At 39.4% G+C, this 21,160-nt stretch carries 15 protein-coding genes and 1 pseudogene; 1 reads left to right on the top strand and 15 read right to left on the bottom strand.

What is annotated here, in order from left to right; translation table 11 throughout:
* Positions 1-43: 43 nt before the first annotated feature.
* From B5473_RS12135 to B5473_RS12110, 7 genes and pseudogenes are all read right to left on the bottom strand, one after another.
* Positions 44-1,153 carry a recombinase family protein gene (locus B5473_RS12135; RefSeq protein WP_368483386.1) on the bottom strand — a complete coding sequence of 370 codons (1,110 nt, stop codon included), beginning with the start codon at positions 1,151-1,153 and terminating at the stop codon, positions 44-46.
* A 21-nt stretch (positions 1,154-1,174) separates the two neighbouring features.
* Positions 1,175-1,294 (bottom strand): annotated as a pseudogene (locus tag B5473_RS21155) (recombinase family protein); the annotation flags it as partial.
* 208 nt (positions 1,295-1,502) lie between these two features.
* A complete protein-coding gene (locus B5473_RS12130) occupies positions 1,503-2,081 on the bottom strand; it encodes a hypothetical protein (protein WP_079525500.1) in 579 nt (192 codons plus the stop codon).
* Positions 2,068-2,682, bottom strand: coding sequence for a hypothetical protein (locus tag B5473_RS12125; protein ID WP_079525498.1), 615 nt, complete (start codon positions 2,680-2,682; stop codon positions 2,068-2,070). Before B5473_RS12125 ends, B5473_RS12130 begins: the two co-directional genes overlap by 14 nt.
* A gap of 15 nt (positions 2,683-2,697) precedes the next feature.
* Positions 2,698-3,402: a hypothetical protein gene (locus tag B5473_RS12120; RefSeq protein ID WP_139377730.1), complete on the bottom strand. Its 705-nt coding sequence runs from the start codon at positions 3,400-3,402 to the stop codon at positions 2,698-2,700.
* A 282-nt stretch (positions 3,403-3,684) separates the two neighbouring features.
* On the bottom strand, positions 3,685-4,980 hold the full coding sequence (locus B5473_RS20680) for a recombinase family protein (RefSeq protein WP_079525494.1): 1,296 nt from the start codon (positions 4,978-4,980) through the stop codon (positions 3,685-3,687).
* Between the two features lie 150 nt (positions 4,981-5,130).
* Positions 5,131-6,744, bottom strand: a complete 1,614-nt coding sequence (locus tag B5473_RS12110; RefSeq protein ID WP_079525492.1) for a hypothetical protein — start codon at positions 6,742-6,744, stop codon at positions 5,131-5,133.
* A gap of 154 nt (positions 6,745-6,898) precedes the next feature.
* On the opposite strand from B5473_RS12110, the gene B5473_RS12105 reads away from it, so the two are divergent.
* On the top strand, positions 6,899-7,537 hold the full coding sequence (locus tag B5473_RS12105) for a hypothetical protein (protein ID WP_079525490.1): 639 nt from the start codon (positions 6,899-6,901) through the stop codon (positions 7,535-7,537).
* 50 nt (positions 7,538-7,587) lie between these two features.
* Here the strand turns inward: B5473_RS12105 and B5473_RS12100 are convergent, their stop codons facing one another.
* The 8 genes from B5473_RS12100 to B5473_RS12065 all read right to left on the bottom strand — a co-directional run bounded on the left by B5473_RS12100 (position 7,588) and on the right by B5473_RS12065 (position 21,149).
* On the bottom strand, positions 7,588-11,208 hold the full coding sequence (locus tag B5473_RS12100; protein WP_176142073.1) for a recombinase family protein: 3,621 nt from the start codon (positions 11,206-11,208) through the stop codon (positions 7,588-7,590).
* Between the two features lie 121 nt (positions 11,209-11,329).
* Positions 11,330-12,994, bottom strand: a complete 1,665-nt coding sequence (locus B5473_RS12095) for a recombinase family protein (protein ID WP_079525486.1) — start codon at positions 12,992-12,994, stop codon at positions 11,330-11,332.
* 6 nt (positions 12,995-13,000) lie between these two features.
* Entirely contained in the window at positions 13,001-14,602 is a 1,602-nt protein-coding gene (locus B5473_RS12090; RefSeq protein WP_079525484.1) for a recombinase family protein, read from the bottom strand.
* A 228-nt stretch (positions 14,603-14,830) separates the two neighbouring features.
* Positions 14,831-15,814 carry an N-acetylmuramoyl-L-alanine amidase gene (locus B5473_RS12085; RefSeq protein WP_079525481.1) on the bottom strand — a complete coding sequence of 328 codons (984 nt, stop codon included), beginning with the start codon at positions 15,812-15,814 and terminating at the stop codon, positions 14,831-14,833.
* Complete coding sequence (locus B5473_RS12080) at positions 15,798-16,232, bottom strand: phage holin family protein (protein WP_139377728.1); 435 nt, start codon at positions 16,230-16,232, stop codon at positions 15,798-15,800. The genes B5473_RS12085 and B5473_RS12080 overlap by 17 nt, the downstream gene beginning before the upstream one ends.
* 88 nt (positions 16,233-16,320) lie before the next feature.
* On the bottom strand, positions 16,321-17,379 hold the full coding sequence (locus tag B5473_RS12075) for a hypothetical protein (protein ID WP_079525478.1): 1,059 nt from the start codon (positions 17,377-17,379) through the stop codon (positions 16,321-16,323).
* A complete protein-coding gene (locus B5473_RS12070) occupies positions 17,376-18,533 on the bottom strand; it encodes a prophage endopeptidase tail family protein (RefSeq protein ID WP_079525476.1) in 1,158 nt (385 codons plus the stop codon). Before B5473_RS12070 ends, B5473_RS12075 begins: the two co-directional genes overlap by 4 nt.
* Before the next feature lie 15 nt (positions 18,534-18,548).
* Entirely contained in the window at positions 18,549-21,149 is a 2,601-nt protein-coding gene (locus B5473_RS12065) for a phage tail tape measure protein (RefSeq protein WP_079525474.1), read from the bottom strand.
* Positions 21,150-21,160: the final 11 nt, after the last annotated feature.

Below are 21,160 nucleotides of genomic sequence, written 5' to 3'. Positions count from 1 at the left end.
TTCCGGGTGGAAAGAGGTTCATATTTATTAAATTTGTTTAAGCTTATTTCTTCTTAGGAGTCTTACGTTCTCTTACACAGAGTGTCCGTTTCACCCCGCATTTAAATTGAAATTCAACTATTCGTTCCTTATAAATAATGCCCCGTTCGATTGTCTTTTTGAAAAGCGTTACATCAAAGTCCTCTAGTTTCTCAGTTTCTTCTAATAAGACTAGGAGCGATTGGAATTGCTTTTCTAAATAAAGTTGCTCTTGCATGTTTTCCTCTAGGCTGTCCCGCTCCTGTTGAAGAATCTCTTGTTCATAAATCAGATGCCTTAATGTCGCATCGTAAATGGCATCGCTGGTGGCTGACTCTCTTGCAGCCAATTCACTAATGCGGTCGGTTATCGCTTCAATTTGCGTGTTCAACTCCTCCAGCCGTTGTTGTTCCGGTGGCGAGAGGGATGATTTTGCAATGGCTTGTTTCGCTTCTTCTATTACTTCATCGAGGTTTTCTTTCATTTCCCTCATAATTTTCATAAAGGCATTTTCAAGGTCTGTCTCATGAACATAGCTTGTTTTACAATCTTTATAGTCTGGATCTCGTCCTGCGGTCACTCGGCATTGCCATGCAGAAATGTAATACTTCTCCCCCTTTCTGCTTGAAGTCATCCGTCTGCGTATCACCGGCCTTCCACATTCTCCGCAATAGTACTGATTGGAAAATGGGCTGTGCCCACTAAAGTGCTGCCGGTATTTGTTATCCGGGTCCCGCATCATCAAACTTCGTCTTTTCATTTCTTGTTGAACGGCTTCAAAGGTTTCTTCGCTGATAATGGCTGGGTGGGTATTCTTCACAAAATATTGTGGCTGAATATCTCTGTTGCGAACGCGTTTATGCGATAAAAAATCAATCGTAACGGTCTTCTGCGCTAAGCAGTGTCCTTGGTACTTCTCTTGTTTCAAGATTTTATAAACCGCATCTGACGTCCACGTTTTGTTCCCTTTCCCTGTCTTTAATCCGTCTCTTGTTAAGCCTTTTGCAATTCTTGGACACCCTTTACCTTCTAGGAATTCTCGAAATATTCTCCTTACCACTTCTGCCTGTTCTTCGTTGATGACTATTTCCCCATCTTCAGTTGTGTCATAACCCAGGAAAAACGTGGTCGGCATATGAACTATTCCTTGCTGGAATCTCTTCTGCACTCCCCATTTCGTGTTTTCACTTACGCTACGGCTTTCTTCCTGTGCCATCGAGGATAAAATCGTTAGGAAAAGCTCTGACTTCGAATCCAATGTGTCAATATTTTCCTTTTCGAAGAAAACCCCATGATACTAGTTAGATAAGAAAACTAAATATAGAATTATATCTAACCTAAAACACTATATATTGTATCTAAACCCTCTTTTTTATCTTTATATAATGATGTTTTTGCAAAAATAGATACTATGCGGTTTAGATAGTAATGAGCAAATAAAAAAAGCCCATCCCCCCAATATGGAGATGAGCTCTAAAGTTATATTAGGAAGCATGAACAGTAAACGAGTTTCTGAGTTCACTATTAATGGTTCCATTATCTAATTCGATTTTAAAGTTTTGCTGCCCAACATTATTAATTTGGATAAAAAAACTATATTTAATAAATTTATCATCAATCTGTGTTATAAGTGGATTATTTAATATATATTCAATTTTACCAGCATAGTTTCTCTTCTGTTGAACTTGATTAGAAATCTTTATATCCCATTCAATATCTGTAACTATTTTTAAATCTGGCACATTACTTACTGGAGTAGCAAATGTAGCATAGACATCTACTTTTGTTTCCCTACCCGCAATAATTTTACCATTGGGAATTACAGACATTTGAACTATGTTACCGCCATTTCCTTTTAGCATAGTTAATGTTGAAACTTTATCTTTATATGTGCCTAACTGATCTCTTGTGTTATTAAGAGTGGTTGTAATAAATTCAGAATAAATAATTAAAAATGCAGAAGAAGATAACCACAGTAAATAGAGATTATTTTTATATCCATCCCCTAGGATTGAACCAATAACTAATAATATTACTGATAAAATTATTCTAATTAATCGCATTCAATATCCTCTTTGTAAAAGTCACAAGAAATTGCTCTTCACTGTTGTCAACAGAGACTCTGCCATTTTTATTAATAGTAATAAATTGATTTTCCACTAGCACTGTTAATTCTTCAATAATATTTGAGTTAATTATCCCTAGGAATTTTTCGTTTGTGACGAAATCTAAATCAAAGAACTCATCTTCTTCATTTGTATATTTCAACTTTTTTATCGTCCCGTTTAAATCATTATAAATTAATTTAAAAAGACTATTATTAATTTCAATTTTACTAAGAGAAGCTTTTGTTCTTTTATTTACATCTGTTAATACTTCTTCTAAATATTCTTTATTTATATATTCCATAAAAGCATATTTATTTTCAGGTAAAAAGAAAAAATTGATTAATGATGAATATATGTAGTTATGTTGATTCCCCAATTTTTTAGTGCTAACCTGATATTCATCACTAATGTTGAATACCGCATGATATAAGTCATTATCAATTTTATTAAAGTGAAACAAAGAAACGTCTTCTTGTTTTTTAAAGAAGTTAATTTTGTTTCTTGATAAAGATTTTAATTTATTGGGATTATCAACTTTAAGTAATGAGAAATTCATAGTTAGCACTCCTTTCTAAAGGGATTTCAACCTATTCATTAAGTAAACAACGAAATCATTGGCTTGAGCACCGCCAAGTTCATCTTCCTCAAAAAAAGCTCTATGCCCGTTGTTGTATAAACTTACTGTAACTTTATTTGGGGCTCCTGTAGCATCGTAAGGAATTTGAAATTTAATATGAGACATTTGCCCATGTTCTCTATAAGCATCATCAACTTGCGAGGGATGAACATCGTTTGCAAGATCAATCTCATAAGAAACCTTTGTGGTTTTATCGCCTTCCTTGTCGATACGATCAATTTTTGCAGCAGACCATACAAAGGATTCTTCAGCCTGAATTTTTCTTAACAAAGCATCATCTAATTTAAAAAGTGTTGTCTCAAACCCCAAACCTTCAATTAATGCTTTTACTTTACCTTTTGCTTTTTCTTCAGTGCTATTATCAAACTTTAAAATTAAATCACTATCTTCCGTAATAATAATTCGTGTCTTTGAATAAAAAGTGTATTGAGTTTCTGTGGTGGTTACACTTCCATTATGGAAAGTGGTAGCAAAGTAATTACCTAGGTTAACAAGATCTGTACCGTAGGCTTCAAGTACATTTACACCGTTGCGATTTTCAAATCTGGGGTGTAGGAAACCTTCTCCTGTTATCTTACCCTCAGTATCAAGTGTTGCAACCTTTTGTCCCATTGCTCTTCTTATTTCTTCTAAATTCAATTTACCTTCTTGGTTATAAAATAGGTCCAATTGTTCCGCTGTGTTTAATTTATAATAAGTAAATGACGACACGATTAAAAACCTCTCATAATTATAATTACCTTTAATTATGAATTAATTTTTTTGTTTGTCAATTAATATCCTTAATCCTCTATTCTATGCATAAAAAGTATTATTGATACATAAAAATGCCCTACATTGGTTACTAATAATTAAATAAACCCACCAAGTAACCGCATCACTAGAATACGCTAACTCAGTGGGTTGCTTATTTTCGCATATTCACTTTTTCTTTTTACGAGGCTTGCCTTTCTTCCTCAACCGCCATGCCATCTTTTCATTTCCAGTAGCGGTCATCTGCATGCCAAACTTCAAATCGTAGACAATCCTTCCGTCAGGATGAATTACCCCTTTTTCAACAATTCGGCTGAAAATATCTGGCCGGAATTCAATCTGCTCCTTATCTGGCTTAAAATCCTGAATGCCTTCTAATTCCTCCAGAAACCACGCTAGGTCTTTTTCCGCTTCATGCCCCTTTTGTTCTCTGTCCTCAAATTCATAAATCTGATTTTGCAACTCCACAATCTGGTCCGTTATAGCCTTTATCTGGTTTGGATCGCCACCATGCTTTTCACCTTCCTCTACCGTATCATAGAGCTGATAATATAATTGCTGCATCTCTTCCTTAACTTGTTCTATCCTATTGCGTTCGTTGTCATCAGGGGCATGGTCTTTGAGAGCTTGCCTAATTTCATCCTTAATCCCTTCATCCTTTTTCATTTCTTGTAACAGTGCCATGAAAGTATGTTCTATTGATATTTCTCTAAATCCTCGGACCTCACAGGTTTCTTCGACGTACTTTTTCTCGGCAGTTCTGCACCGCCAATAATGAACCCCACCTCTTGAACTTCTTACATGAATTACCGGTGCACCACATTCTGAGCAATGAAATATGTTAAAGAACTCTTGGCGGTCGTGAGGCCTTTTTTTACTTCCTCTTCTATTCTCACTCCGATTGTTCATAATTTGTTGAGCCGCTTCCCAATCTGCCCTACTTACGATTGCGGGGTGGTGATCCCTTATTGTGTATTGAGGAAGTTCACCTCTGTTTTCAGCCTGTTTTCCCGCTAATGTGTCTGTTACGTAATATCGTTGGTACACAAAGTCCCCACAGTATATCGGGTTAGTAATCATGCTATCCATCGAGGTACTATGCCACTTCTTTCTTCCTCTGGCTGTTTCAATACCGTCTTCAGTCAATTCAATACATATTTGATTTGTCGTTTTCCCTGCTAAAAGCTCACGATAAATGCGGCGAATCACCTCAGCCTGTTCTGGATTGATTACCAGGTTCTCATCTTCATCATAATCATATCCGTACCTTGCATACTTTGTTTTAAACTGCCCTCGCTCTGCTAACCTGCGCTTTCCCCAAGCTACTGACTCTGCAAGGCTTCTACTTTCTTCCTGGGCCAGTCCACTATAAACCGTCAGCATCACTTCGCCGTCTTCATCTAAAGTTCGTATGTTCTCTTTTTGAAACACCACCTCGACTGGAGGCTTCAGTGCCTTTAACATACGCACCGTCTCAAGAACCGCCGTGAGGACGTATGGATAAAAATACGCAAAATATATCCCCCCTATAACAAATAAAAAAATGCCCACCACGTATAGTGATGAGCAAAATTTGCCGAGTTCTTACTATTATATATAAATAATTTTAAAGGCCTATTCCTGAATGGTAAGTTCGATTTTTTTCTTTAGTTCTGCTTTTACCGTCTTCCCATAAAACGCGAGAAATTCTTTTATTGGGTACTTAGCCAGTTTATCATTTTGATTAAAGGAAATCCCTGAACTTCTCATATGACCGATAACCTTCTCTAATGAAACAACTAGCGAATCACCTGATTGATTTTCGTTAATCCACTTCAATATTACAATCCGCCAAGCTCTTTTATCCCCATCAATATAGAGTTCACCTTTAATAGGTTGCGATAGCAGTATATCTCTAACCTTCTCTTTTTTCTTTTTATCTGCAGGATCCTCTGTTTTCGTATAACTAGATTCCGGTGGACTTTGTTGATAGGTATAGTTTCCATATCGGTTTGGTCTTTTGGACCTTTGATCCCAACCGTCCGGATGAACCTCGATTGGCCTTAAAGCCGCTCTTCTCATCCTTTCTTGCATTTCTCTTTCGGCTTCTTCATCTTCTAGCTCTTTGGCTTTTTGTCTTTGTTTTTGCCATTCCAATTCTCGAGCCCTTAATCGTGCCCTTTGCTTTTCTTCCTCTTGTTTAATTCTCTCTTCTTCTGCTCTAATTCTTTCTTGTTCTTCTCTTAACCTTTGTTGTTCTAACTCAAATTGTTGTTTCCTTTCAATTAGTTCCTTTAGAAAACCATTTCTCCTCTCATCCTCATTTTCCTTTGAAAGTACAAAATGATTTTGATCAGCATTCACTGACAACGCTCGTGCCAGGGGTACTTCAGAAGATGATAGTTTATAAAAAGTTATATTCCGATCCTGTTGTGATATTGGTATGAAACGAAAGATTGTACATAGCCGATTAAATACATCTACATACGCGATGTTTCTAGTATTAAATTCGTCTATGGTCGCTACTGTATCTTTCATAAAAAAGTCTAATAATTCACCTTGTAAATTTCCCTCAAGAAATGTATCCCACAGACTATCTTCATGAGTTTTACTAGTTACATAAGTTTCAGCAGTAAGTAAGGTTCCTTTATTCGTCTCTTCTAAAAAAGAAAGCCAACTATAGTCCACGAATGAAAAGGGCCTAAAACCTTCTTCTTTATAGGTTTTCATTCGCTTGGATAAATGGCGAGCATAGCTACCTGAGGTTAACCCCTGATCGATTGCCGTAAAATAATCAATCGCCCATCGTTCCTCGGAGTTCGGAAACTTAATGATAAAATCCGGAATAAATGAAAGTTTCTTTTTGTAATGATACCCTCGCTCAATCTCAACGTCATAGGGTTTCAGCTCACCTTCTAATATCTCTTTAAAAATGGTGAGACCAATATCTTTCTTAGATTTAACCTCATGTTTAGAAACATGCTTATCATACGTTGTGGTATTTTCAGAGTAAGAACATTCACTTTCATCATTATGGCGAAAATAAAAAGGTCTTCCCTCATCCTTGGTTAAATTCATATTTACTGGTTTGTTGCAGCATAAACAAGTAAACGCACTCTTCTTTGAAAAAACACGATAATTATCTTCGAACCAACGTTTAACCTCAGATCGTGATAAGTTTTGTTGTTCTAACTCTCTTCTTTTCAGTTCAATGTTAAAAACAGAATTATGTAGGTAGGCTGAATCCAAGCTGTACACCATCCCTTCTAATCCAAAAGTTTCTAAGACTATTATACCATCATGTGAAATTATGGAAATGTAAGAATTTAAAAGAGTTATTCTCATATACGATTTTTATAGGTGCTATAATTGATTAAAAAGGTGTTAGTAGGAGGAACCGTAAATGGGGATTGCAATTCTATTTAGAAAGAATCTTGAAGGTACTAGCCCTTTCTATCGTGAATTAAATAAGTTAGTATCCAGTTCTGGAGAGGGGCTAATACTAAGTAGCGGCTACACAGGAGCCCAGGATTTTGATTTACGTAATAATATTAACCTAGGTTTCCAAGGTTATAATAATTCGCAACTCATTACGCTTTCAGGAAACTTTGGATCACGTTGCACTTGTAAAAGCAATAACTCTAAATGTCACTACGATCGTTATATTGATTTTGTTCATTATATGAATCGAGGTTGTCACTGTAATCAAAAACGATTCTTAATCGATACTTACGGAAACTGGCATGCAAAAATTTCTATGAAAACACGTGATAATGTTCCATTTGCAATGATTGTTGGTAGTAGTAATTTAAGTAACTCAGCTCTAGGCTTAAACGGTTCTGGAAAACACGAATCTGACGTTCTAATATGGAGAGATGATTATTTTCCAAATCCAAACTTTCTTGAGGGATTAGATAAGCATGAATACTGGAGGCTATCACCATATTATCAAGGACAGGAAGCCGATCTCCTAAACAGACAACATATTGATTTACTAGAATACATAAACAACTATAATAAAGTACAGAATGTTCTATTATAATAAAAAAGAACCCACCAAGCAGCTGCATCAGCCTACTCAGTGGGTTCTCATTACTTCTTCACCATATAATATTTTCGCTTACTTTGACTGCCTGGTATAAAATCCTTGTGTAACTTCCCTTTCTCCATCAATGGCAGTACAATGCTCTTCCTGAAATAGGATTCTGAGATCGTCATCATCGTGTTCATAAAGGCCAGGATTTCCCCCCATCTCCGTGGCTCCTCACAATATTCCAGTAAGGCAGTAACCTCTGGCCCTCTTAAAAATGCTGCCTGTTTTTCTTTTCGTTTGGCGAGCCTTTCAGCTTTTCTTTCCATGGCAATCTGCTGTTTGTAATCTTCATATCTTTCATCCGTTGACCACTCTAGGCCCAGGCTTAGTTGGTACACAATCCTACCATCTTTATAGACCTTAGCCTGTTCCACGAACTGTTCAAAAAGGTCCGCAGGGAATGCCAGATTCTTTTCATCCCCCAGCTTTTTGATTCCCTTCTTCAGCTCTTTGAATTCATTTCTATAATGCTCTGCTAGCTTTTTACGGTCAGAGAAGTCTTTCAACTGCTGGTGCAGTTTTACTATCTTTTCACTTAGGGCATCCACCCTTTGATGATCTTGTCCGTCTTTATGCAGTTCTTCATCTACTGCCTCATATAGCTCTTGATTCAAGTGTTCCATCCTTCTTTGAGCCTCTTCCTCTTGCTTCAGCTCCTGAGCACTTAACACTGTTTGAGCAATGACTCTTTCTACTTCTTGTTGAAATGTCTCGTCTTGTTCAAACTCTTTTAATAGATTAATAAAGTGCTTTTCAAGATAGTCTTGATGAAATCGTTGGGATGAACAGCCGTTCACAGCGTAATATTTCTCTGCCAGCCTACAAACCCAACGATTGATTTCTTTGGTTCCGTTGGATCCTCGTCTCTCCAAGCTTCGTTCATACCCTAGTACATTACCGCATTCTCCGCAATACAAGTTCTCTGTAAAAGAAGAATTTTTATGCTGGTCTTTAGAATACTTTTGGTAGTTCAGCTGCTTGAAGGCTTCGCTGCGTTTTTGGATAATGCTTTGTACCTTCTCCCATTCTTCCGGAGCAATAATAGGCTCATGGTGGCCCTCAATATAATACTGGGGTAACTCCCCTTCATTAGGAGCAGTCTTTTCTTCTAATGTATCCACGGTGATATATTTTTGATAAAGATAATCTCCTTTATAGACCACATTCTGCAGGATACCCTTCACCGTGCTAAGACTCCAGACATCTTTTCCTTTTGGGCTTGGAATGCGATCTTTAGTTAATCCGGTTATGATTTGGGTGTAATTTTTCCCTGCTTGCAATTCCGCATAAATACGACGAACAACTTTAGCTTCTTCTTCATGGATAATCCATTGATGCTTCTCTCCAATCCGATAACCATAGTTGGCGTTTCCTACTTTAATTATGCCGCGCTTGGCCATACTTCTTTTTCCCCATGCGATGGAGTTTCCGATATTTATACTTTCCTCCTGAGCAATGCTACCGAAAATTGTAATTAGCAATTCGCTATCAGCATCTTCTGTATGAATGTTCTCTTTCTCGAAATATATGTGCACCGGTCGAGGGAGAGACTTCAATAACCGGACAGCTTTTAACGTTTCTAATGTATTCCGACTAAATCTTGAAATGCTCTTACAAAGGATTAAATCGATATTCCCACGAGTACATTCATCCATCAGCTTTTTGAAATCTGTTCGATTTTTAAGGGATTTTCCGGATATCCCCTCATCCGCAAATATCCCGGCAAATTTGTATCGAGGATCTTTGAGGATTAAATACGTATAGTAAGCTACCTGTGTTTTATAACTGGTTAGCTGCTCTTCACGGTCCGTTGATACCCTACAATAGGCAGCAGTTCTAAGTGGTTTTGTAACCGGCTGGTTTGTTGTTGAGGAGGGATGGTCACGCAAGTTCATTTCTATCGTCTTCAACATGCTTTGCCCTTTTTTCGGTTCAATTTTGATGATTTCTCGTTCCATATGTGCTTGCATGCTTTCCTCACTCCTTTCTTTCAAATGTCCTTCTGCATCAATGATCTGATACAGTGGTTCATGCTCTTGTTGTTTTTGAAACTTCTTGTTTGATTGACTTTCAAGAATCTCTTCTTTCTGTAGACTATCAGGCATCTCCCCTACGATGGTTTCTGTCCCATCGACCCACTCAATGCGATAATCATCGGGAGAATAAATGACCGCTCCCATCAACCAAGCCCTAAGCTGTTCAATCGTAATGGTTTCTAGAAACTCCTCTATATTTTGGACCGTCTCAAGCCAGCTCAATGTTTGGTTCCGAAAGATTCGATCATCTTCAATCCTGGCGATGTGTTGTTCAAACTCTTTATAGGCTTGTTCTACTTTAGCCAGCTCACCCTTCCCTTCTTTTGCTAACTCCAGTTCAGCCATCCACCTTAATCGGTGAAACTCGAAATGGTCCTTCTGATTAATCTCTAAAAGCACCTTCTTGGCCGTATCGAAAACGGAATCACTCGTCATATCAAATTTCTGTTTGAAGCCCTCAAGCAAAATCTCTCTCAAACGATCTTCTCTAATCGATGTAAAATCACATGCGCCGATATCACTCGCTTGGCACTTCCAATAGTTCACCCTTCTCGTGGGATAGTTGTTCAACCGATAGCCACAGCGGTGACAGGTCATTCTTCCTGAAAGAGAATGTTTATTCCCTTTTGGTCCTGTGGACTTCCTCTTAGGTTTAATTTCTTCTAAGCGTTTCTGTGTTTGTTCAAATACTTGCATACTAATGATTGGAGGGTGGCAATTTTCAATCGCAATTTCATCTCTCATATGTTTGGTGGTTTTATTGGTGAAAAGGTCTTTTGTTCGAACCCTCGTCAGTTTGTTACCGGTATAGGTCACGTTCGTTAGAATATGTTTTACAGTTGATCCTCTCCACAGGTCTTTGCCTACTGATGTTTTTATCCCTTGGTTTATTAGTTCTCGTGCTATTTCAGCCATGGTCATCCCCTGTAAAAACCAGTCAAAGATACGGCGAACAATTACTGCCCCTTCTTCGCTAATTTGAAGGGTATTTCGTCCATCTACTTTCACCACATCATAACCAAGCATCTTATTGTACCGAGGGATGCCTTTCTTGAAGTTCTTTTCAAATCCCCACCTGGTTGATGTTGAAATGGTCTCGATTTCTTCTTGAGCAAGGGCTGCATACGTACTTAGAAGAAATTTATTATATTGGACGGATGTATCAATATGCTCTTTTTCAAAGAAAATCCCAACTTTCATTGCATTTAGCTTTTCAACGATGGTCAGCAATTCTTCTGCATTTCGTGACAGACGAGATACATTTTTGGTCAAGATAAAATCGACTCTTCCTTCTTCGCAGTGGCGAAGCAGCCGTTGTAGTCCCCGCTGTCCCTTGGCGCTGGTTCCACTCGTTCCGTTATCGACATACACTCCAACAAACTTCCAATTTGGCTTTTCGCGAATCAGATGGGTATAGTGGCTCACCTGATTTTCAAGAGAGCGCAATTGTACGTCTAAAGAAGAACTGACCCGGCAATAAGCAGCGACTTTTACTTGTTTTTCTCCTATTAACGGACTTTCTTCCCTCGCTTTGACTGGGTTCCAAAGTGTGCGGACCCACAATCCTTTCTGTAATTCATCCAATACAAAAACCCCTTTCCTATAAGTGATAATGGTTCGTGTCCATCTATCACTCACATCCCGAGAACATTCAAGTTCTTTTTCCGGGTGGAAAGAGGTTTATGTTTATTCAATTAGATTTAGCTTATTTTTTCTTAGGAGTCTTACGTTCTCTTACACAGAGGGTCCGTTTCACCCCGCATTTAAATTGAAATTCAACTATTCGCTCCTTATAAATAATGCCCCGTTCGATAGTGTTTTTGAAAAGCGTCACATCAAAGTCCTCTAGTTCTTCCGTAGTTTCTAGTAAGTCTAGGAGGAATCGAAACTGCTTTTCTAGGTAGAGTTGCTCTTGCATGTTTTCCTCTAGGCTGTCCCGCTCCTGTTGAAGGATTTCTTGTTCATAAATCAAGTGCCTTAATGTCGCATCGTAGATAGCATCTCTTGTAGCCGATTCCTTGGCAGCCAAGTCACTGATGCGATCTGTTATGGTTTCAATTTGCTTGTTTAACTCTTCCAGTCGCTGTTGTTCCGGTGGTGAGAGGGATACCTTTTCGATAGCTTGGTTAGCTTCTTCTATTACTTCATCGGGGTTTTCTTTCATTTCCCTCATAATTTTCATAAATGCATTTTCAAGGTCTGTCTCATGAACATAGCTTGTTTTACAATCTTTATAGTCTGGATCTCGTCCTGCGGTCACTCTGCATTGCCAAGCAGAAATGTAATACTTCTCCCCCTTCCTGCTTGAAGTCATCCGCCTTCGTATAACGGGCCTTCCGCATTCTCCACAAAAGTATTGGTTAGAAAATGGACTGTGTCCACTAAAGTGTTGTCGATATTTTTTATCCGGGTCCCTCATCATCAAGCTTCGCCTTTTCATTTCTTGTTGAACAGCCTCAAAGGTTTCTTCGCTAATAATTGCTGGATGGGTGTTCTTCACATAATATTGTGGCTGAATATCATGGTTGCGAACGCGTTTATGAGTTAAAAAATCGATCGTAACGGTTTTCTGTGCTAAACAGTGGCCTTGGTACTTCTCTTGTTTCAAGATTTTATAAACTGCATCTGACGTCCATGTTTTATTCCCTTTTCCTGTCTTTAATCCGTCTCTTGTTAAGCCTTTTGCAATTCTTGGGCACCCTTTACCTTCTAAGAATTCTCGAAAAATACGCCTTACCACCGTTGCTTGTTCTTCGTTAATCACTATTTCTCCATCTTCAGTTGTGTCGTAACCCAGGAAAAACGTGGTCGGCATATGGACTATTCCTTGTTGGAATCTCTTCTGCACTCCCCATTTTGTGTTTTCACTTACGCTCCGACTTTCTTCCTGTGCCATCGAGGATAAAATGGTTAGGAAAAGCTCTGACTTCGAATCTAATGTGTCAATATTTTCCTTTTCGAAGAAAACGCCCACGGCAGGTCGTAGATTCTTGAGCATCCTTATTCGGGATATGCAATCAAGAGTGTTACGTGCGAAGCGACTGATTGACTTGGTCAAAATATAGTCAATCCGCCCTTCTTCACAGTCTTGAATCATTCTATTAAATTCTGTACGGTTCTTTGTTGAGGTTCCTGATATCCCTTCATCTGCATACACATCAACCAGAGTCCAAGCAGGGTTTTTACTTACATAATCTTTGTAATGTGCCACTTGGAGTTCATAACTGCTTGCCTGCATTTCTGAGTCAGTGGATACTCGGGCATACACTGCAATCCGTTTCTTTTGTCCACCAGGATTTGCTTCCGTTCGGCCCGTTCTAGCTTTTGCAGGAATTATCCGAACCCTTGATGAACTTTGATGGCTACTCATTTTTTCCTACTCCTTTCTTAAATCAACTATTGTTTCCTTATCGTCAATCCAATGCATACAGAAGGACATTGGTGTTATCGCTTTTACACGTACTACCCATGCCCTTAAGAATGAAATATTTTGAAGTTCTTTTTGTAATTGTTTAGATGGATCCCTTACTGCATCTAGTTCCTTGAGCTTTGTATTGGCTTCTTCTCTAAAAGCAAAATCTTGATCCAGAAGCTCCCACCAATCCTCTCTTATCTTTAGTTCTTTTTCAACAGATGCTCTTTTCGATGCCAGCTCCTCAAGTTTCTCATCTGTACTATCCGCTTCAGACCGATTGGCATTAATAAGTGCAATATTCTCTTCTAATAAAATTTGTTCTAAATCCAAGCGAAGTCTGTTGTAAGAAAAGTCCCTTGCAGCAACAGCTCTTGTAAGATCCTTTTTCATTCTCTCCATGTCATACATGAACCGTGCCAGCCTGTATTGCTCGAGAAATGCATCTTGCATGGCTTCCCTAATCACTTCTTCCTTAATGCTTCCCATGGTACACAGCTCTTTACTTCTTACGTTATTCTCACAGCGCCATCTAACAACCCCTTTGCAAATGAATCGATGTAGATTTCCTCCGCATTTCCCACATTGAATCCGGCTGGAAAGCGGGTAGCGATTTACCTTTTTATTTTTATTTGGCTTTTTACGCCTCTCTAGTTCCCGCTGGACTGCTTCAAATGTTTCTCGGCTCACAATCGGTTCATGGTGGTTCTCGATAAAATACTGATTTCGTTCTCCATTATTAGCCACTCTCTTATGGGAAAGGTAACTTTCCGTATAATATTTCTGGCAAATGACATCTCCTGTGTAGTCCCGATTGAGTAGCATCAATCGAACTGTGGTGGAAGTCCAATCTGTTCGTCCGTTAATTTTCTTATATCTCTTTTTTATGAATTGTTTAGCAATTTGAGCAGGTGTCTTTCCATTAAATGCTTCTTCAAATGCTTCTCGAACAATGTGCGCTTCTTCTTCTATGATGATCCATTCTTTTTGTTCGTTCTTTTGGTAGCCCAGCTTTCTAACAAAGACTGGTTCGCCTCTTTCATACCGCTTTTCTAATGCCCAATTTATATTCTCTGAAATACTTCGGCTCTCTTCCTGTGCTGTCGCAGATAGCATGGTGAGGATAAACTCACTTGCCATATCACCTGTATCTATATTTTCTTTGTCAAAAATAATTCGAACTCCCAACTCAGTCAGTTCTCGAATCGTGTTAATAGCGTCAAGTACATTCCTCGCAAATCTGGACACCGACTTGCAAAGGATGATATCAATTTTCTTTTCATAAGCGTGTCGAATCATTCGATTAAAGCCTGGTCGCTTCGCCATCGAAGTCCCAGACCTTCCTTGGTCTGTATAAATGTCAACCATCTTCCAACCCGGTGTGGAGCGAATTAATTGAGTGTAATGTGTCTTTTGGTTATCAAAAGATCCTTCTTGTTCATCTAAGAGGCTGCTGACTCGTACATATGCAGCCACTCTTAATTTCTTAGGTTGTTCTGCTGGTGGATCCATTAATGAAGGGCCACCTGCACTTTGCCCAAATGAACCAAATAATGCTTCTGCCATGTTTTTGCCTCCTTTCAATTTTTAGCCCTATTCCTTAACACCTGGCTCCGTCTATTCAATCATGGCTCCCCAAAAGAAACTGCTGAATCCGCTCTGTATCAAGGTTCATCAGCTTTTTTGGTTATTGTATATATCACTTAATTCCATCCTAATAGCAAGTAATTAAATGGATAAAAAGCAGAAAAAAGAGCTGACATCCTGAGAATTATCAGCCCTTGTAATCCCGCTTTAACCCTTCTTAATAAAGCCATCAAACCCAGCTTTCTTTATTTTTTCTAGCAATACTTCTGCATTTTTCTTATTTGAAAATGCGCCAACTTGTACTCGATATAAAGTCTTTCCATCAGGCGGCTTTTTGGTTGGACTAGAAGATTTCAATACAATCAAGGAACCTGTCTCGATCCAGCTCATAATCCCTTCCGATTCTTTTCCTGTCTTCTTATCTACTTTTTTGCCAAGTAACACACATTGTCTACCGCCTTTTACGACTGCCTTTCCACTGGATACAATCTGTGTAACTTTATGATAAGAGCCTGTCTTTACCCATTCTGGAATCCCAGGCCCACCAGGATAATACCTAAGAGCAGAATCTTTTATAGCAACCACATCGCCTACCTGAATACCCGGCGCTCCTGCTGCATGACTATTTTCTTTATTTAATGCTACTCTAACTGCCGTCCGGAAGGAGTTCATACTTTCACCATGCTTCGGAAACCAATGCATCACATCTGCATGATTGCTTGCGATTCTTTTATTGGCTCCTTCAGAGTGGCAAATGATATCCTCTTCTGTTAAATCATATTGTCGGCACAGCATCACACAAAGCTCCACCGCATTCTGCCAAGCCTTTCTAAAGTAAGCTTCATTCTTTGAAACGTTATAGCCTACCATCGCCGATCCTTTCCCATAAGAAAACCCACCGGGCTCACAAATCTCAAAACCAATGTGCGTATTATTCGCCGCTCCACCAGCATGCCAACCACGGTGATTCCAAGGCAAGTACTGCCACACCCCTCTATCATCAACAAACGCATGAACAGCAACCTGTCGATTGGTTTCACCCGCTTTGTAGGATTTATTCCAACGACTAAACCAATCTGCTGCCATGACACCCGGTGTTGCAGTGGAATGGACCATGATCCCTTTAGGAGTAATCTTCCTTCCAGCAGTAAAACAATCATTTCTGGTTATATACTTAACGTTTAGTTCCATTCTCATCTTCTCCCTTCGATTTTCCATGCAACTGAGCTAAAACATCTTTCAGTTTTTGTGGTACCGGAAGTCCAATTCTTGTGGAATTTTCGATAATGCTAATTCCTTCATTAGAAAGATAAAAAAAGATGACGGCTGTGCGGATGACACTTCCCTCACCAATCAGTCGGCTGTCAATGATATGAGCAATCCCGACAAGTATAAAAATAAGGATCTTTTTGAAAATCCCTCGTGCACCAATTTCACTTGAAAGCTCTTTATTGATGATCGCCACCATAATGCCGGTAATGTAATCCACAATGATAAAAATAATGAGTGCATATAAAAATCCATCAAGTCCCCCAAGGAACCAGCCCAACCAACCTCCCATTGCAGCAATTACTGTTTGTACAACTATCCAAAACTCTTTTATTGCCATGTTTCTCCCCTCGCTCTCCAACCTGTTTTAATCTATATAAAAAGACGCCTGTGACAAGAGAGCCACAAAGCGCCTGTATTTTCGTTATTTAATAGGGTGCATAATACACATAACCACTAGCTTTCACATAAAACCCGTCACCTGGTACATAGATAGCCCCGCCAAACGTATCAGAATTGGTGGTAGTAAATCCCGGTTGTTCGACTCCTTCCCAAGTCAATCCATCCGCTGATACATAAAGCATGCTCTCATTAAATAAAGCATATTTTCCCCAATCTTCCATCCAGATAATGTTTTCGGGATTCGGAATGTTATTATTGGCGAGATCCCCGACATGTGATAGATTGGTCTCCGTAAGCTCGGTTGCACTGTCATTCATTACACAAAGGTTCACATGAAAGATTCCGCTAACATAGCGATATTTCATTACAAAAAGCTTATCGTTTACCGAACGGATATACATATAATATGTATTTAAATCCTCTGGAATGGTAGTGGACCAAGAACCAGGGCTTGAGGTGCTTGCTATTGCAATAGAACGATCTCCACCTACAACTCCAACGAATCTTCCTTTATGAGTGGTCATGTAACTAAAAATAGGAACCGATGAACCATCCGCTCCTACCAATGTCCAAGCCGTTCTTTCTGTTAACGAATCAAAACTGTAATACACCGGCGACTTATAATACCACCAGCTAACGACTCCAGAACCAATACTAGAATCATAGGCCCCTGTGGTCATGGAGTTTTGTGCCCCTTGGCAGTACCCAGCGTTATGCCAAGTGATGCCATCAAAAGAAGCAATGATATTAGCAAGCCCTACGATCTTTGCTAAAAACACTCCACCACCAGCATACAAAATTTCTGGTTGACCATAACTCCACCAAGGAACATCGACTACTGTCCATTCTCCAGTACTTTTATTGAAATAAGACATGTACGGTGTTTTAGCATAATACACCGCAACCTGTGCATTTCCATTATCGTACACATTAATTTGTCTTTCACTTCCATACTGGGTGTAACCAAAGTCGTTATAATACTTTCTTTGCCAACTTAATGTGGGAATTGGAAGAATGAGTTCACCTCTACCACCGAAAGCGGCCCAAATCGCTAATGTATTGTTAAAATTCCTGTGATAACTCATCCTTCCACCACCTTTTCAATTCCGGTAATTCTTCCACTGCTATCTGTTGAATAGTTGTAGCTTGCCGTCTCTCCATCAGCATAGACAATATCAAATCTCGCAGCATCCACTGTCAAGGTCGATACTTCTTTTAACAACAACTCTGAAAAAATATCTTGTAAAGTAATGCTTGTGATTCGTCCGCTACTATCAGATGTATAACTATAATCAGCAAAGTATTGATGTGTATCCCCTTTTTCAACTTCATAGGTTACATGAATCATAGTTTCATCAATCGTCAAATTCTTTACTATCGTGTAAGAAACGCCAAGCTGATCCATTTGGTACTGTAGTCCATTCACAGAACTGCCCACATCATTCAGCGAACTTTCCACCTTATTCATTGAGTTTTCAATGCGGTAGAAGGTATCAGAAATACTTGGTTTATACCTTCCTACTTCCACTCGAATGTCATAGCGATAAAAAGGATTGTACTCCAAAGATATAATCCTTGTTTTCACATCAATGCCGAGTGGTTTGAACACAATATGCACATTATCTCCAACAGCTAGATTTAGTAATTTAAAGAAAGAAATATTGTAGGATGAGGCATTTTCCCTTGAATCATGGGAAACAGATACATCGGTGACGTTTTTCGAACCCATAACCGGCTGATACTCGCTACTTCCTCGATGCTGTCGAATATTAATGAAATAACTATTGTATTCAATTTCGCCACCCAAGATGGCAATGTACTGCATAAGAGCAGCCCTTCTGGTTACTTCCTGATTGATTTTCATTGTACAGCTTTCAGTAAAATCTACCGTTCCTGCTGAAAAAGGAGTTCCTGATAATAGCTGATTCAATCCAGCTGCAGGATTTCCCGTAAAGTCAAAAACATCTATATTAAAAATCTCATCGTTTAAAATGTAGGATACATGTTCACACGTGACAGAACAAACTGGCAAACTACCTTGTAATGACTTGGTAATCTGCACAATCTCAAAATACTGATCATTTAACTTGGCCAGCTGTTTCGTTTTTAAAGCAAGGGCAGACTTGGCTAGGACGGTAAACGATAAAGTAAATTCTCCTTCAAGTGTTTCTCTTATATTTGCCGACATCACTTTTCGGATCGTCTGTATTAATGTGCTTCCTGCATAGATTTCAATCACCAATCTGCCCTCCTTTTATGAACCAGCGACTCCTAGGTTTCTAACGGTTACTGTATTTTGGTTCCACTGAAGTTGAGCAATGACCCGAGTTAATACATTCCCGTCAATCGTTAGCGGAATCGTGACATCAAATGATGCACCACTCTTTCCACCTTCCACTCCAGTAACCACACTATCCATATTTAAATCAAAATCAGTAGGAATAGCGCCTTCCATTACTTTTTCTACGTTGCCCATGGCATCAGAGAATCCTACCCCAATCCCTTCACCCATGTTCTCCCCAATCCCAGCAAATACTTTCGAAGGAGAGCGGATTCCGAGAACCCCTTTTACACTACTAACAATGCCACCTACAAAATTACTAACCTTGCTTTTGATCCATCCAATCATGGAAGAAATCCCGTTCCAAAGCCCACGAACGATATTCACCCCAACTTCTCCAATGGAGAGTGCCGCTTTTCCTATTCCAACTATGATTGCAGAAACAATCTGTGGTAACTGGCCCACAAGTTGAGGAATCGCTCTGATTAGCCCCGCTGCTAATTGAATGATTAAGGTAATTCCCATCTCGACTATTTTTGGTAGATTTCCAGTTATAAAATTAATGATGGATGTAATAATTGCTGGCAGTGCTTCGATTAATCTAGGTAAAGCATTGATAATTCCTACAGCTAAACCTTCGATAATTTTAAAAGCAGCTTCCAAAATCATGTCGAGATTATTTATGATTGTTTCAACGATTAAAAGAATTGCAGAGACAATAGAGGGAATAAGGTTAGGTAAAGCCTCGCCTATTCCGGTTGCAAGCGTGACAATCATTGTTAAAGCCGCTTCGATTAAGGCAGGAAGATTAGCAATGATGCCATCTACCAAACTGAGAACCAGGTAGAGCGCTCCTTCTGTGATTTGAGGTAGAGCCTCGATAAGTCCCTGAAGTAGAGTCGTCACAATTTGCATGGCTGAATCAATAATCATTGGGAGGTTTTCTACGATCGCACCAACAAGTGACATAATGATTTGAAGCCCTAACGTAACGAATTGAGGCAACTGCTCTGTGATTAATTCGGTGATTCCAGCAACAGTCTCCCCGATTACTTCTGCAATTTTTTCAAAATCCCCGTCCGCTTCATTAATCCCATTGGATAAACCCGAGAATAAGTCTGTGATACCACCCGACACTTCACTTACTGCAGGCAAGAACACACCTTGCAGTGACCGCTTTACTCCCTCAATTCCATCAGTTAAGTTGTCGTATTTTACTTCGGTTATTTGGGATAAAGCATCTCCGCTAGCAACGGTACTGTCTTTTATTCCAGCAAGAACCGGCAATACACTGGCTTCCAAATCCTCAAACTGTGTACCAAATAACTGCACACCTATCGTATTTTTAAGAAGCGGATCTTCTATCTCCTGTAACTTTTGAACGACACTAAAAAAGGCTTCATTGGCTGTTTCGCCACCTTGAGCAAACTTATTCATCATTTCTTCTGCATTCAGACCCAAAGCAGTAAAAGCTTCTATACTCGTATTACTGCCGTCTTTTGCTCGGATATTGAATTCCTTAACGGCATCCCCAACCTTATCAATACTAAAGGCTCCACTTTCTGCACCTGCTATTAAACTAGCAATAAACTCATCTGCGCTAAGACCAAGGGAAGCATATTGAACAGAGTATTCATTAAGGGTATCTAATAGGTCACCATTCTGGTCCGCTCCATTTTGTGCACCTGTAGCGATAATGTTATAGGCTTCATCTGCGGAAATGCCGAAGTTTTTCATAAGGGCACTTGCTGCTCTGGTAGACTCTTGCATATCCATTCCAAAAGTATCCCTCAAAGCAAAACCAGACTCAGTGGCTTTTTCTAGTTCTTCGCCCATGAGTCCGGTCATTTTTTGGACTTCTGAAATTCCTGTTGCTACATCTTCTAAGCTGTCACCAAAATTATGCTTGTACACATTTTGAGCAACTTCACCTAATTCCTCAAGCTCCGCACCTGTTGCACCAGTGGAGGCAGAAATCTGATTAACGGCCATATTGTACTCATCGCCAAGTTTAATCAGGCTGGCCCCTGTAGCGACTGCAGCGGTTCCAATCGCAGCTACTGCTGCCCCGATGGTTGCTCCGATTCCTTTTAAGACACCACCCAATTTTTCAAAGCGACCAGAAGCATCTTCAGTTTGATCCGCTGCATTCTGTACTTCATCAGCAAACTCCTCAACTTCTCCCTCAGCATCATTGAATCCCTCGTTTAAATCTTGAATGGCTTGATTGTTATTATCAAGTTCCCGCTCCATCATCATCAGTTCAGACTTGGCGTTATTCAGCTGAATTTGCCAATTTTGCGTTCGTCTGTCAGTTTCACCAAATGATTCAGCGGCATTTCTGAGGGCAGCTTCTAATGTACTGATTTTATCCTTTTGGGCATCTACTGACTTAGTGAGTGTTCCATTTCTAGCAGTTAGTGCTTCAATCGATTGATCCTGTCGATCAAATTGGGCAGTAACGAGTTTCATTTCACTACCTAGCACCTTGAAATTTCGATTAATATCTCTCAAGGCATTTTTGAAATCCTTTTCGCCTTCCACACCGATTCGAAGCCCAAAGTTATCAGCCACGACTCCACCTC

Origin of the sequence: Solibacillus isronensis, from assembly GCF_900168685.1 — a bacterium.
Classification (GTDB): Bacteria; Bacillota; Bacilli; order Bacillales_A; family Planococcaceae; genus Solibacillus; species Solibacillus isronensis_A.
The sequence above is the reverse complement of the archived record's forward strand: the minus strand, read 5'-3'. Positions and strand labels throughout refer to the sequence as shown.

Excerpts from the sequence above, each read along its gene's own strand:
- B5473_RS20680 (WP_079525494.1), bottom strand. The coding sequence starts at position 4,980 with ATGTTAAAGGCACTGAAGCCTCCAGTCGAGGTGGTGTTTCAAAAAGAG.
- B5473_RS12085 (WP_079525481.1), bottom strand. The coding sequence starts at position 15,814 with ATGGAACTAAACGTTAAGTATATAACCAGAAATGATTGTTTTACTGCT.
- B5473_RS12130 (WP_079525500.1), bottom strand. The coding sequence starts at position 2,081 with ATGCGATTAATTAGAATAATTTTATCAGTAATATTATTAGTTATTGGT.
- B5473_RS12095 (WP_079525486.1), bottom strand. The coding sequence starts at position 12,994 with ATGAGTAGCCATCAAAGTTCATCAAGGGTTCGGATAATTCCTGCAAAA.
- B5473_RS12075 (WP_079525478.1), bottom strand. The coding sequence starts at position 17,379 with ATGAGTTATCACAGGAATTTTAACAATACATTAGCGATTTGGGCCGCT.
- B5473_RS12105 (WP_079525490.1), top strand. The coding sequence starts at position 6,899 with ATGGGGATTGCAATTCTATTTAGAAAGAATCTTGAAGGTACTAGCCCT.
- B5473_RS12080 (WP_139377728.1), bottom strand. The coding sequence starts at position 16,232 with ATGGCAATAAAAGAGTTTTGGATAGTTGTACAAACAGTAATTGCTGCA.
- B5473_RS12125 (WP_079525498.1), bottom strand. The coding sequence starts at position 2,682 with ATGAATTTCTCATTACTTAAAGTTGATAATCCCAATAAATTAAAATCT.
- B5473_RS12135 (WP_368483386.1), bottom strand. The coding sequence starts at position 1,153 with ATGCCGACCACGTTTTTCCTGGGTTATGACACAACTGAAGATGGGGAA.
- B5473_RS12090 (WP_079525484.1), bottom strand. The coding sequence starts at position 14,602 with ATGGCAGAAGCATTATTTGGTTCATTTGGGCAAAGTGCAGGTGGCCCT.